This is a genomic window from Pseudoalteromonas luteoviolacea CPMOR-1 (assembly GCF_001625685.1).
In the GTDB taxonomy this organism is placed as follows: domain Bacteria; phylum Pseudomonadota; class Gammaproteobacteria; order Enterobacterales; family Alteromonadaceae; genus Pseudoalteromonas; species Pseudoalteromonas luteoviolacea_K.
On the sequence record NZ_AUYC01000041.1, the window covers coordinates 19473 to 32904 of the forward strand.

13 protein-coding genes are annotated in these 13432 nt (G+C 42.7%); 1 reads left to right on the plus strand and 12 read right to left on the minus strand.

The window, feature by feature from the left end:
- Positions 1 to 43: 43 nt before the first annotated feature.
- The 9 genes from atpE to mnmE form a co-directional block, all read right to left on the minus strand.
- Positions 44 to 277 (minus strand): F0F1 ATP synthase subunit C, encoded by a 234-nt coding sequence (atpE, locus tag N473_RS18280; RefSeq protein WP_023400939.1) that lies wholly within the window; start codon positions 275 to 277, stop codon positions 44 to 46.
- 66 nt (positions 278 to 343) lie between these two features.
- Positions 344 to 1204 carry a F0F1 ATP synthase subunit A gene (atpB, locus tag N473_RS18285; protein ID WP_063369165.1) on the minus strand — a complete coding sequence of 287 codons (861 nt, stop codon included), beginning with the start codon at positions 1202 to 1204 and terminating at the stop codon, positions 344 to 346.
- 15 nt (positions 1205 to 1219) lie between these two features.
- The gene (locus tag N473_RS18290; RefSeq protein WP_039611153.1) at positions 1220 to 1600 is read right to left on the minus strand and encodes an ATP synthase subunit I; all 381 of its coding nucleotides are present in this window, start codon (positions 1598 to 1600) and stop codon (positions 1220 to 1222) included.
- 138 nt (positions 1601 to 1738) lie between these two features.
- Positions 1739 to 2683, minus strand: a complete 945-nt coding sequence (locus N473_RS18295; protein WP_063369166.1) for a ParB/RepB/Spo0J family partition protein — start codon at positions 2681 to 2683, stop codon at positions 1739 to 1741.
- A gap of 15 nt (positions 2684 to 2698) precedes the next feature.
- Entirely contained in the window at positions 2699 to 3484 is a 786-nt protein-coding gene (locus N473_RS18300; RefSeq protein ID WP_039611151.1) for a ParA family protein, read from the minus strand.
- Positions 3485 to 3497: 13 nt separating this feature from the next.
- On the minus strand, positions 3498 to 4118 hold the full coding sequence (gene rsmG / locus N473_RS18305) for a 16S rRNA (guanine(527)-N(7))-methyltransferase RsmG (protein ID WP_063369167.1): 621 nt from the start codon (positions 4116 to 4118) through the stop codon (positions 3498 to 3500).
- A 15-nt stretch (positions 4119 to 4133) separates the two neighbouring features.
- Positions 4134 to 6023, minus strand: coding sequence for a tRNA uridine-5-carboxymethylaminomethyl(34) synthesis enzyme MnmG (mnmG, locus tag N473_RS18310; protein WP_063369168.1), 1890 nt, complete (start codon positions 6021 to 6023; stop codon positions 4134 to 4136).
- 417 nt (positions 6024 to 6440) lie between these two features.
- Positions 6441 to 6884 carry an FMN-binding protein MioC gene (mioC, locus tag N473_RS18315; RefSeq protein WP_063369169.1) on the minus strand — a complete coding sequence of 148 codons (444 nt, stop codon included), beginning with the start codon at positions 6882 to 6884 and terminating at the stop codon, positions 6441 to 6443.
- A gap of 893 nt (positions 6885 to 7777) precedes the next feature.
- Positions 7778 to 9142 carry a tRNA uridine-5-carboxymethylaminomethyl(34) synthesis GTPase MnmE gene (mnmE, locus tag N473_RS18320; protein ID WP_063369197.1) on the minus strand — a complete coding sequence of 455 codons (1365 nt, stop codon included), beginning with the start codon at positions 9140 to 9142 and terminating at the stop codon, positions 7778 to 7780.
- A 124-nt stretch (positions 9143 to 9266) separates the two neighbouring features.
- Here mnmE and N473_RS18325 point away from each other — a divergent pair, with 124 nt between their 5' ends.
- Positions 9267 to 11438, plus strand: coding sequence for a winged helix-turn-helix domain-containing protein (locus N473_RS18325; protein WP_063369170.1), 2172 nt, complete (start codon positions 9267 to 9269; stop codon positions 11436 to 11438).
- 9 nt (positions 11439 to 11447) lie between these two features.
- Here the strand turns inward: N473_RS18325 and N473_RS18330 are convergent, their stop codons facing one another.
- From N473_RS18330 to N473_RS18340, 3 genes are read right to left on the minus strand one after another with little or no spacing between them, the layout of a single operon-like run.
- On the minus strand, positions 11448 to 12179 hold the full coding sequence (locus N473_RS18330; protein WP_063369171.1) for a TlpA family protein disulfide reductase: 732 nt from the start codon (positions 12177 to 12179) through the stop codon (positions 11448 to 11450).
- Positions 12179 to 12637: a TlpA family protein disulfide reductase gene (locus tag N473_RS18335; protein ID WP_063369172.1), complete on the minus strand. Its 459-nt coding sequence runs from the start codon at positions 12635 to 12637 to the stop codon at positions 12179 to 12181. Before N473_RS18335 ends, N473_RS18330 begins: the two co-directional genes overlap by 1 nt.
- Positions 12638 to 12656: 19 nt before the next feature.
- Positions 12657 to 13325: a cytochrome c biogenesis protein CcdA gene (locus tag N473_RS18340; RefSeq protein ID WP_063369173.1), complete on the minus strand. Its 669-nt coding sequence runs from the start codon at positions 13323 to 13325 to the stop codon at positions 12657 to 12659.
- Positions 13326 to 13432: the final 107 nt, after the last annotated feature.

Genomic DNA, 13432 nt, shown 5'->3' on the forward strand with positions numbered 1-13432 from the left:
CTCCTTACTTGACAGTTGTTCGATTCAGCTATTGTCTTAAAAATTAAAGCGCGAACAACATGTACATAGCGATACCAACACCGATCATCGCTACCGCATCGATTAGACCAGCTAGGATGAACATTTTAACTTGTAGTGAAGGCGCAAGCTCAGGCTGACGAGCACATGCTTCTAGGAATTTACCACCCATGTTACCGAAGCCGATAGCAGTACCGATTGCACCGAAGCCGATAAGTAAAGCAACAGCGATAAGCTTAAGACCTAATACTAGTTCCATTTTTTTCTCCAAAGTTTCATTTGTAAATTAAAGTTAAAGTTAAAAAATCTTTTAAAAATTATATTCTTAGTGGCTATCTTTAGCACTTGCCATGCTCAGGTATACAATCGTAAGCATCATAAATACGAATGCCTGTAGAACGATAACTAAGATGTGGAAAGCCGCCCAGATAAAGTGCAGTGGTAACTGCATCAAGCCGATTGCACCGATCAAGATGAAGATCATCTCACCCGCGTACAAGTTACCGAACAAACGAAGTGCTAGCGAGAAAGGCTTAGCAAACAACGCGATAGTTTCAAGTAACAAGTTACAAGGGATAAGGAAAACCATACCAAGCTTGTTTTTAGTGCTGAACGGGTGAAGCGTTAGCTCAGCAATAAAACCACCGATGCCTTTGATTTTAATTGAATAGCCGATCATCAGAAGGAATACGCCGATTGCTAATGCAGCCGTCATATTTAAGTCAGTTGTCGGTACAATTTTCATGTATACATCGTGTGAGTCCATACCAAATGCAGTTTCGCCAACAAAGCCAGCAAATGCAGGTAGGAAATCAACAGGAATCAAGTCCATTAAGTTCATTAAGAACACCCAAACAAAAATTGTTAGGGCCAGTGGAGCAATTAACTTGCTGTTACCGTGATAAGTATCGCGTACGTTGTCGCCAACGAACTCAACAATCATCTCAATAAAGCATTGAAATTTGCCAGGTACACCAGTAGTGGATTTTTTAGCGGCGCTTCGGAAGATCCATAAAAAAACTAGACCTAAACCGATTGACCATGCGAGGGTATCTACGTGCCATGTCCAGAATCCACTATCCGCACATGCTTTATTGAAGGCAAGACCGGCATCGGTCGAGCACATCTTGGCATTGGTCAAGTGGTGCTGAATATGGCTTGATAGAGTAACTTCTTCTGCAGCCATGTTTTATCCCAAAAGTTAATGATTAAAAAAAATCGGTGCTAGCCACTGCGAAAACATCACTAGTATGTAACAGCAGAAAAATGGCAACGCCATGACACTCAAATGTTTAAACGCCAGTGCAAATATGCAAATGGTTAGCAAAAATTTTAATCCTTTGCCTCGTTTTAACGAGTCATACACTTGATTTGCTTTGCTCGCTCCGACAAATCGAAATGAGTACAAAGCAAATACTAGGTTCGGAAACACAATTGCAACGCCGCCAACCAATGCTGACATGCCTGCATGTGCGCCCCAACCTACTAAAACTATTACTGCAGCTACTAATGCTACGATACCCTGAAGCAAGACACCTTTTAATGCGGCGCGTCTATACGGGCCAGCTAACGAATGAGTCACTTTATATTAACCTTAATGACGCTAAAATTTATCAGGGTATAAAAACTGGCGAAATTATACTGATTTCTGCTCAATTTGCAACTTGACGCGACGAAATGCAGCATAATTTCAGCTCGTATTTCGTCGCAATTTTGACCTTTAGGAGGGTTGTTGTAAATCTGGGTGGATCCGCCCAAGAATGCCGTCTAATTCGTCAAGATCAGCATAAGAAATAACCAATTTCCCTTTGCCTTTTTGATTGTAGTTGATCTCAACTTTTGCGCCCAGGTTTTCTGCAAGCTGTTGCTCTAACAGTTTGACATCTGGGTCTTTTTCTTTTGTCTCTTTTTTAACCACAGGTTCTTGCATAGCGCGTACTAACTTTTCAGTTTCACGCACCGTCAACCCTTTCGCAACCGCCGTACGGGCAGCTTCAGATTGAGCTTCGCCTTGTAGTGACAATAAACACCTAGCATGGCCCATTTCGATATCACCATGTTCTAACAAGATTTTCACATCATCATTGAGATTGATTAAACGTAACAAGTTAGTCACAGTTGTTCTTGATTTACCAACAGCATCAGCTACTTGCTGGTGGGTTAAATCAAATTCATTGAGTAATCGATCTAGAGCAACCGCCTCTTCCATGGCATTGAGGTCTTCACGTTGAATATTCTCAATCAGTGCAATGGCGACGGCGGCATCATCCTCAACATCTTTGATGATACACGGCACAACATCTAAACCAGCAAGTTGTGATGCGCGCCATCGACGTTCACCCGCAATAATTTCATACTGCTCACTCCCCGACTGTCTAACCACAATGGGTTGCAATACGCCTTGAGCGCGAATGGAGTTTGCTAATTCTTCTAAGGCTTGTTCAGACATATCTTTACGAGGTTGATATTTGCCTCGTTGTAAGAACTCAATCGGTAGACGCTGTAGCTCTTGATCCGATGCTTCAGATGGCTGACTAACAGGTGTAGATGCAATTTCTTCCGCTGGCGCTTTCGGCTCCACCGGATGAGCATTACCTGTAGGTGGTTTAGCAGAACTCAATAATGCATCTAAACCACGCCCCAATCCTCTTTTTTTCACCGACATGTTGTTATTATCCTCTTATGCTACGGCAGCGGCTTGTTTTTCTTGACGACGCAACATTTCTCCAGCCAGTGCAAGGTAGGCTTTGGCACCACTGGATGCACGATCATAATACATAGCAGGTGCACCAAAACTTGGCGCTTCAGCTAAACGTACGTTACGCGGGATCACCGTTCGGTATACCTTGTCGCCAAAGTGCTGTTTGAGCTGCTCAGACACATCGTTTGCCAATCGGTTACGTGGATCATACATAGTACGCAAGATCCCTTCAATTTGCAGTTCAGGGTTAACCAACTTAGAAAGCTGTGTAATGGTATCCATTAATGCGGTTAAGCCTTCAAGTGCATAATATTCACACTGCATGGGTACCATCACTGAGTCTGCCGCAGCCATCGCATTGACAGTCAACATATTTAGTGATGGCGGACAATCGATAAAGATAAACTCATAGTCATCCTGCACAGACTCTATGGCGTTGCGCAGGCGCACTTCACGGGCAAACAACTCCATTAACTTGACTTCTGCAGCTGTCACATCGCCATTGGCTGCGATCAAATCATACTCACCTGATGTGTCAGTACAGATCACCTCTTTAATAGGGGTCTCTTCAATAAGCAGATCATAGATGGTGGCCACATCACTATATTTGTCAACGCCACTGCCCATCGTCGCATTGCCTTGTGGATCTAAATCTATCAGCAGTACTTTTCTTTTGGTCGCCGCCATCGAGGCAGCAAGGTTCACCGCAGTGGTTGTTTTACCAACACCACCCTTTTGGTTTGCAATTGCAATGACTTTAGCCACAGTATCCTCGAATTTAGTCTTTAGTAAGAATAATTAAATGGCGCTCACCTTCCAGATCTGGAACCTGTAAAGTGATATTTTGCTCCAAAGAAATGCCTTCAGGCAGACTGTCCAATTCATCTTGCGGATACATTCCTTTTAGTGCAACGAATCGCCCTGATGAGTCAATTAAATGTGTACACCACTGAACCATGTCCTCTAGTGATGCGAATGCGCGACTCAACACACCGTCTAATTTAACACTTGGCTGATATTCTTCAACACGAGACTGGACTGGCGTCACATTTTTTAATCCAAGCGCATGTTTTACTTGGGTTAAAAAACGTACTCTTTTTCCAAGACTGTCGAGTAATACAAATTCAGTATCCGGCAAGGCTATCGCTAAGACAATGCCTGGTAGTCCTGGGCCTGTGCCAACATCAATGTAATGTTTGCCACTAAGATGCGGTGCAACCACCAAAGAATCGAGAATATGTTTTACCATCATCTCCTTCGGATCTCGCACCGATGTGAGGTTGTAAGCTTTATTCCATTTGTCGAGCAGCTCGACATAATCGACCAGCTGCTGTTTTTGATTTTCAGTCAGTGAAATACTCGTTTTCACTAACAAAGCATTGAGTTGTTCTAGTAACACAGTTTTCCATCGCTGTTACGCTGACTTGCGCAACAGCCCTTGCTTTTTCAGATATACTAATAATAGCGAAATAGCGGCTGGGGTGATACCAGAAATACGTGAAGCTTGGCCAATCGTCTGCGGGCGTGCATCAGTAAGCTTTGCAACCACCTCATTTGATAAACCACTCACCTGGCTATAATCAAACTCTGCTGGCAATAGAGTTTCTTCGTGGCGCAATTGCTTATTAATCTCATCTTGTTGACGTGCAATATAGCCTGCGTATTTTGTTTGAATTTCCACCTGCTCTAAAGCTTGCCAATTTTCGTGCTCGCTGGCTAAGCCATCAATCGCCATTAACTCTCGATAGCTGACTTCAGGGCGACGGATCAAATCCTCAAGACTCGCCTCTCTTGTCAATGGCGATTTTAGTAACGCATTGACTTGATCTAACGCCTCATGATCCTTGTGGATCCATGTAGCACGTAAACGCTGAGCCTCTTGCTCCATCACTTCTAATTTGTCGTTAAATGCAGCCCATCGTTCATCATTCACGAGCCCAAGTTCGCGACCTTTTTCAGTCAAACGTAAATCGGCGTTGTCTTCACGTAGCAATAAACGATATTCAGCACGGCTAGTAAACATGCGATATGGTTCTTTTGTGCCCAAAGTAGCGAGATCATCAATCAATACACCAGTGTATGCTTCGTCACGGCGCGGTGTCCAAGCTGATTCACCTTTAACTTGTAATGCGGCGTTCATGCCTGCGATCAAACCTTGGGCACCCGCTTCTTCATAACCAGTAGTACCATTAATTTGACCAGCAAAGAACAGGCCGCTGATGAACTTGGTTTCTAAAGATTGCTTTAAATCTCTTGGATCGAAAAAATCATACTCAATTGCATAACCTGGTCGACAGATATGTGCATTTTCAAACCCTTTGATTGAGCGAACAATCTCTAATTGAATATCAAAAGGTAAGCTGGTGGAAATGCCGTTTGGATATAGCTCATAAGAGGTCAGGCCTTCAGGTTCCACAAAGATCTGGTGTTTCTCTTTATCGGCAAAACGCACTATTTTATCTTCAATGGATGGGCAATACCTCGGTCCTATTCCTTCAATAACCCCAGCGTACATTGGTGATCTATGTAAGTTTTCACGGATCACGTCATGTGTTTTTTCATTGGTATAAGTGATATAACACGGGATCTGTTTAGGATGATCAGATTGCTTGCCTAAAAATGAAAACACCGGTGTAGGTGTATCACCCGGTTGTTCTTGCATCACTGAAAAATCAACCGTCCGGGCATCAATACGCGGAGGTGTACCTGTTTTTAATCTATCGACTCGAAATGGTAATTCACGTAAACGATGTGCAAGTGCAATTGAAGGTGGATCGCCAGCCCTTCCCCCTTTGAAGTTCTCGAGACCAATATGAATTTGACCACCTAAAAACGTGCCGACTGTCAGTACTACTGATTGAGCACTAAAACGCAGTCCCATTTGAGTCACGACACCTTTGACCTGATCTTGTTCAACGATCAGATCATCACAGCTTTGTTGGAAAACTTTTAAATTTTCTTGATTTTGCAAAGTATCTTGGATCGCTGCTTTGTAAAGTGCGCGATCTGCTTGTGCTCTAGTTGCCCTTACCGCGGGTCCTTTAGACGAGTTTAATGTTCTAAATTGGATCCCACCTTTGTCAATAGCTTGTGCCATTGCACCACCAAGTGCATCGATCTCTTTAACTAGATGTCCTTTACCGATCCCGCCGATCGCTGGATTACAAGACATTTGGCCCAAAGTATCCATATTGTGAGTTAACAATAAGGTATTCATACCCATACGAGCTGCAGCTAATGCAGCTTCAGTACCAGCATGACCGCCACCAACCACGATTACGTCAAAATGTTCATGATAAATCATTTACGGGATCCTACTTAAAAACAACCAGCAAATTTCGAAAGGGTGCGTATTCTACCTAGAAAAACGCAGAAGTGAAACGACTAAATTTTAACCTAAGCTCAAAATGGATCACTTAAAATATATAAGGATCTTTTTAAAGATCTTTATTGATCTTATATTTAAAGAAGCTTAGATCTGTGAATAAGGTTATATTCCTAATATGATCCATAGACTTAAGTCAGATCATATAATGTGAATTAGATCGGATCAAAGGGCGTATAAGCTTTGATCAAAATGCCTATTTATTCACAGCCACAAAACCGATCAGATTTATCCAATGGATAACTTATGTTAGATCAGCAGTTAGATCAAAGGTTATCCACATCTGGAATTTAAAATAACAAAAAATGTGGATATCTTATGAAAAACTGATCGTTATCAGTGATTTGCTATTGCTGCACTTAATTGCGGCAACCACTCTAATGCCGTATCTTCAGGTAACGCTTCATCTAACACGTCTATTTTTAACGTTGGCAAAAGTATTTGTGCGCCTTTTTCGATTAATAGCTGTTCGCCATTAATCGCGGCATGGTTATACGTATCATAACTTGAGTCCCCGATCCCAATCACAGCAAAGCGAATATGGCTAAGATCGCTTTGTTCATTAAGCTGCGAGATAAAAGGTAATAAGTTTTCTGGGTAATCACCTGCACCATATGTAGAAGTAACTAATAACCATATATTGCTTTGGCAGTCCGATAAATCAGGTTGCTCATGCACATTGCATGTTAAAGATCTGGTGTTTAGATCTTCAGCTAGCTGCTCAGCGACATATTCAGCTGAACCCATTTGACTACCAATGATGATCTCTATATTACTCATTTGTGCTCGTTACTTTACGTTATATGCGGGTCATATTAATCTGGATTGAGCAGAAGTAAAGCCTTACTTAACCCTTGGGATAAAATTAATTAGCTGCTTTTTCAATCTTTTGTGAGTTAAATTTATAAGATTCTGTTTTATATAGGATTAATAAAATATTCCTTGCCAGTATGTTCTATATTAATTGTGGATAAGCAGGGGGGAAATGCGCATTGATGGAGATACATGATAGGGAGATGTGTGGGTTTTAATATATCACTTCAGGGTTTTCGAACAATGTGGATAATTACTCATTGGATAAAGATCTTTTGGTGAGTTGTGATCATGGTTTTTTAGATCTATAAAATTAGATCTATATAAGGAAATATTCTAAGAAAATTTGTTTTCACAGTCTTTCATGCAAGTTTTACCAGATCTTCACAGCCTTACTTGTGTATATTTGCGATTGTTTCACTGAGATAAATAGGTGGAGACTTGATGATTATCTTCATTATGTCCGATACTTAAAATATGTGTAGAGGCAAACTTTGGCGCATTACCAGCTTATAAATTGCACATAGGAGAGATTGCAATAGAGCTAAAATACTCGGGTTTCATACTATCAATGTGTACAAGGTAAAATTTGCATAGATGTTAGGTTACTATATTTAGATGATCGACAGTCATATCCACTTTAGTGACTATACGGTTTAAATCTAGAGGAAATGTGCGTCTGTTGAGCGTGTTCTTTAGCTAAAAATATAGAAAATTCGTCGCACAGTGCGGCCACGGGTAGATTCAGAATTAGTTGAATGTCAGCGCTTCGTGATGACACGTTTTTAATGCTGTCATAGGGGAAGTTGCGGATACTTTGCGTGCAAAAAGCCCGATGCGTAGCGCATCGGACTAGTGGGTTACTTACCAATACAAAACGAGCTAAATATTTTACCCAGTAAGTCATCGGAGGTGAATTCTCCGGTAATTTCGTTTAGATGTTGCTGCGTCAAACGCAGTTCTTCAGCTAAAATTTCACCGGCGATATGCATTTCAAGTTGTGTTTGACCGATCTCGAGATGCTCCGCTGCGCGCTCTAACGCATCTAGGTGGCGGCGGCGAGCCATGAAGCCGCCTTCGTTCGCACCGGTAAATCCGATACACGCTTTTAAGTGCTCCCTGAGTATATCTACGCCGGTATTGGCTTGTGCACTGAGTCTTAAAACAGGGTAGTTGCCTTGCTGACATAGTCCTTGTAGCTCACCGCATAGATCGATTTTGTTGCGAATGACGGTGATATCCATACCTTTTGGCAGTTTTTCCATAAACTCAGGCCAGATCTTGATGGGATCGGTTTCTAGCGTATCCGTACCATCGACCATAAATAAGACATGATCGGCACCGCTGATCTCTTCCCATGCGCGTTCAATACCGATTTGTTCAACTTTGTCAGGGCTCTCACGCAGGCCAGCCGTATCAATAATATGTAGTGGCATACCATCGATATGAATGTGTTCTCGAAGTACATCGCGGGTGGTGCCCGCAATATCTGTGACAATGGCAGCTTCTCTGCCTGCCAATGCATTGAGTAATGAAGATTTTCCTGCGTTTGGACGACCCGCGATGACGACACGCATCCCTTCACGCATAATGCTGCCTTGCTTAGCTTGTTGTCTGACTTCAGCAAGCTGATCTATGATCGCTTGTAAGTCACCAGAGACTTTGCCATCAGATAAAAAGTCGATTTCTTCGTCTGGGAAATCAATAGCTGCTTCAACATACATACGTAAGTGGATCACTTGCTCCACCAGCACATTGATGTGCTTTGAAAAGTCGCCTTGTAAAGAGTGTAGGGCACTTTTCGCTGCTTGTTCACTGGTTGCATTGATGAGATCTGCAATGGCTTCGGCTTGGGTAAGATCGAGCTTATCATTCATGAATGCACGCTCTGAAAACTCGCCAGGCTTTGCCAATCTAACCCCGTCAATCTGGCTGATCTCTTTCAAAAGCATGTCAATAACAACGGGTCCGCCGTGGCCCTGTAGCTCTAATACATCTTCGCCGGTAAAAGAGTTTGGACCTTGGAAAAATAGCGCAATACCTTGATCAAGCTGTTCACCAGCTAAGGTATTAAAAGGTAAGTATTCGGCGTATCGCGTTTTTGGGCATTTACCTAATATTTTTTCAGCAACTTGTTTGGCACCTGTGCCTGAAATTCGGATGATGCCGACACCACCACGACCTGGGGCGGTTGCCTGAGCTGCTATTGTATCTTGTGCAATCATGATGGCTCTTGCTAAATGAGTGTATTCTGAGCTTAATTGTACAGCAAATGGCATTTCTCAGGTATAGTGGAAGTTAATCAATAGAGTTAATTACGCAAGATGTAGAGAGAAGGAAACTCTGGCTGTGTTGTTATTTGGTCCATTTCGTTTTGATGCTGAGCGCTTGGTTTTATACACTGGGCAATCGCAGCAGCTTCTTCGTCCTAAAGTCTTACAGTTACTGGCTTACTTTCTAGCGAATCCCAATCAAGTCATTAAGCGTGAAACATTATTGAGCGCACTGTGGCAGCACGGTGAATATCGAGAAGCCGCACTGACGCAAAGTATCAATGAATTACGCCAAGCATTGGGCGATAATGCGCAAAGTCCTATTTATATTCGAACACTACCACAACAAGGTTATCAGTGGATCTGTGAGGTGCACGTCGCAAAATGTGCAAAAAAACGTGCCAAGCAAATAGGCGTGGCAGTGAGCCTAGCTACTGTCTTGTTGTTTGCAGTGGACAAAATGCACGCTATCTGGCCGCTCTCATCCAGTGAGCAAATTCAGCAAAAACCGGCCTTATTAATTTTACCTTTGCAAAATGAAACGGGAGTTGAGGCCAACGCGTGGTGGGGTTACGCCATCGAAAGCGAATTAAAAGCACAACTACAAAATCACTATCAATTAAAACCAAAAAACCAAGCCCCTGAGCTGCTTAAGCTACCAACAGAGAAACAGCCACATACATTAGCGCTGACATTGAAGCCAAGACAGCAGCGTTTTATCCTGCAAGCCAGTTTAGATGGGCGAACAAAAGATGTCATTGTCGAGCAGTTAGGGCATAACTTCAGTGATATTGCCACACGTGTGTTACTGGCGTTAGAAGTGACGTCCGATCATGAAAATAATACAGCTGTGCCTGTAAAAGACTTCAGTGATTACTACCGTGGTTTACAAGCACTGAATGAGTATGGCCCTGAACTTGCGAAGTCGTATTTTGAGGCGGCTTTAGTGCGTGTACCTGAGCATTTACCTTCACAATTGGAGTTGGCGCAAGTAGCTTGGCAGCAAGGGGATGTGACGCAGGCGAAAGCACACTTTGATAAGATCACATTAAATGACGCATCTAATGGACTGCAAGCTCGTTATCATCTGTATAAAGGGACATTTGAAAAGGCCCTAGGGGAGTTTGAAGCGGCGCTCAATAGTGCAGATCTTGGACTGCGAGCGGCACAACAAAGCCAACAAATAGAATTGATCGCCAATGCTTATCAATTGCAGGCTGATATTTACTGGCATACTTTGCAATGGCAAGACTATACCTTGGCGATGAATGCTGCTTATGCACTTATCGGTAGTCGCTCTTTTGCTTACAGTGAAGCACAGCGCTCATTTTATCTTGCAAACCCACCAGCTGCCGGCCCACAGGAAAAAAATCACCTTAACCTAGTAAAAAGTAAAAAAGTACTGAGTCAGGCCATAGACTACTATCGACAGATCTCAGCAAACTTAGAATTGGCAACCAGCTTATTTGCGTATGGGCAAAATTATTTAGTGCCCGTGAATGAAGGGGAACAGAGTTTATTAGAGGCATTGGATATTGTTGCTGATAGTGGCAATGAATATTTTAAAGTGCAAGTACTCACTTACTTAGGGTTTTATTATATTCAGCTCCATCAGGGTGAAAAAGCCTTATCTTATCTGGATCAAGTGCAAATACATGAGTCTTTTTTACCGGCGATTGAGCAACTTCGATTACTTAAGGCGATGGCGTGGATGGACATCGGCTTGGCGAAAAACGACCAAAACGCATTAGATAATGCAAAGCGGCAATATCATGATTTACTTGAGACTGACTATATCTCACCACTGACACGTGCAAATACGCAACTTATGCTGGCTTGGATTGGTTTAAAGCAGGGGGAATTAGAGACGGCTCAAACGTTGACTGAACAGGCTTTAATGGCATATCAACGCTTTGAATTGTCTGATGTGGCGATATACGCTGAGTATACAAAGATGTATATACATCTTAAACAAGGTCAACCAGAGCTGGCGTTAGCCCTCGCAGACAGTAATAATACTGAGGCGCATCTTATGTTGTTTTATACCTCAGCGGCAGCTCAGATGATAAATAACGATGTCCTTGCTGCACACACCAAAGCGAAGTTGAGTGCACTCAGAAACAGCGATGGCTTGTTGCAGCAATTGGATGAATTTACACGTGTAATAGGGCACACAGATAAAAATATTTTGGATTTGTTGGATGCGCCCTACAGTGTGTATTGTCAAAGTAAATGGATTTTAGAGTAATTTAATGACTTATCGCGGCACATTTATCCCTCGATAGAGGATTTTCCCCTTATTGTCTAACAAAATCCAATAGGGTAGCTCATTGATTTGATACTGTTCAAATAACTGATTATGGGTATCAAAGACAATATCATGCTTCACCCTAAAGCGCTGTTGGTAATGGCGTGCACTTTGCTTGTCTACATAAAAGGGCTTTATCACCGTAAGCACATTCTTATTGTGTTGCGCGAGCTGATTATTTTGCTCAATGCGTTTTTCACAATCGGGAATATGCTGAAATGGACAGAGGCTGTCACTGAAAAATAGCACCTGATACTGTTGATGTATCAATGCTTTGGAAAGACTCTTGCCCGATAATGTCTGTAACGGTACCTTGGTATTTGAAGTGACTTCTGATGGTTCACTGCTGATAAGTGCTTCTTGTAAGATCACACGTCCCTCGTTTACAACAACCCTTGTCGGGGTCTTGCGGACTTGAAATTTAAACATCAGTTGATTGTTGTGATCGATACGGATCCCCTGAAATGTGGGGTTGGCTATGACAAACTGCGTTAAGCTCGGCTCATCAATATTCATATCTGGCTGGATAAAAATGCGCTTTCCTAGTGGTTGCGGCAATTGGGTGGATTGGTAATATTCATCCCAGATGTTGATAAATACATATTCGGTGGCGGCTGCATGTGCTTTGCAAGTTACCATAAGCAAAGCCAATACTAGGCCAAGTTTTACTTGTATATACATTATTTTCTTCCTTGTAATTCAGTCAGTTTACTGGCTAATTCATCAGTGAATAGCGCACTGCGATAAAGCTCATTGCCTGACTCATCTAATAAAATATGTTGCGGTGTGCCCAATACTGCATATTGGCGTGTGATACTGCCGTCGCTGTCAAAGACTGTAGGAAAGCGATAGCCATGTTTTTTCAGGTAATTAGTGATGCTGCGTTTGCTTTGGTTAAACCCAATATTGACGGAAATAACGTGATATCCCGCATTGGCTTGTTGATAGCTCTGCTCAAGCAATGGCATTTCTTCCAAACAGTATGCACACCAAGTGGCCCAAAACTTCAAATACGTCACCTGACCTTGACTTGAAATCGTTTGTCCGTCTAGCGTATTCGCTAACAAAGGCGGGTAGGTGGTTGCGTAAATGTTGGTATGTACACCGAGTAAGATGAATAGAGGTGCTAAAGACTTCATAATAGATTCCTTGTGGTTACTATGGCCAGCTTTTACCAGCCTGAATAAGAAAATATTGCGCCATGATTAAGAGCATGAGTGCGGTGAGGTTATTAATATGAGCCAGCCACTTCCCAGATTTGGGCAGGGCTGCGAGTAGTCTTGCACTGGTGCCAGCCAGTAGCAGCAATGTGCTCATGCCCAGCGCAAAACTAAATAACAGACTGGCACCGAGTAGAGGTTGCTGTGCGGAAGCAACAAATATCAGTAATGCGCCTAGAATAGGTGAGGTGCATGGCGCGGCAACTAATGCGCTGATCATGCCCATGATCAAGGGTACAGCACTGGTATTTTTTAGCGCAAAGCGCTGAGTCGGTAATGTGACTAAGCCTTTATTAATGGCAGCAAAAAGCAGTAAAACATTGGCAAACCCTAATAGAACGAGTGGATCACTTGCTACCTGACCAAATAGGCTGCCGGTTGTGGCTGCAATAAAGCCCAGCCCAGCATAAATGAATGCAAAACCAATACAATACAGTAGGGGGGCAATGCGAGGGTGCTTCTGCTGTGCAAAGGTGGCAACGGTAATTGGTAAAATAGGGTATACACAGGGGGTTAAACTGGTTAGTAGGCCGATAAAAAATACGACTGGGATTTGCCAGCCATTGATGTTTGACGTGGTCAATGCCCCTAAAATCGTTTGCTCCATATGCTTGCTCTTATGATGTCGTGAATGAGTAGTTAGAGTGCACGGGCGTGTTTGTAAGGCCTATCAAAGGGGCATCAAATCGATATCAAAATTTATCAAGTCTATGT

Bases quoted from the DNA above. Each gene is read 5' to 3' on its own strand.
- atpB (WP_063369165.1), bottom strand. From the start codon at position 1,204: ATGGCTGCAGAAGAAGTTACTCTATCAAGCCATATTCAGCACCACTTG.
- atpE (WP_023400939.1), bottom strand. From the start codon at position 277: ATGGAACTAGTATTAGGTCTTAAGCTTATCGCTGTTGCTTTACTTATC.
- N473_RS18335 (WP_063369172.1), bottom strand. From the start codon at position 12,637: ATGAAGTCTTTAGCACCTCTATTCATCTTACTCGGTGTACATACCAAC.
- mnmE (WP_063369197.1), bottom strand. From the start codon at position 9,142: ATGATTGCACAAGATACAATAGCAGCTCAGGCAACCGCCCCAGGTCGT.
- N473_RS18330 (WP_063369171.1), bottom strand. From the start codon at position 12,179: ATGTATATACAAGTAAAACTTGGCCTAGTATTGGCTTTGCTTATGGTA.
- mioC (WP_063369169.1), bottom strand. From the start codon at position 6,884: ATGAGTAATATAGAGATCATCATTGGTAGTCAAATGGGTTCAGCTGAA.
- mnmG (WP_063369168.1), bottom strand. From the start codon at position 6,023: ATGATTTATCATGAACATTTTGACGTAATCGTGGTTGGTGGCGGTCAT.
- N473_RS18295 (WP_063369166.1), bottom strand. From the start codon at position 2,683: ATGTCGGTGAAAAAAAGAGGATTGGGGCGTGGTTTAGATGCATTATTG.
- N473_RS18340 (WP_063369173.1), bottom strand. From the start codon at position 13,325: ATGGAGCAAACGATTTTAGGGGCATTGACCACGTCAAACATCAATGGC.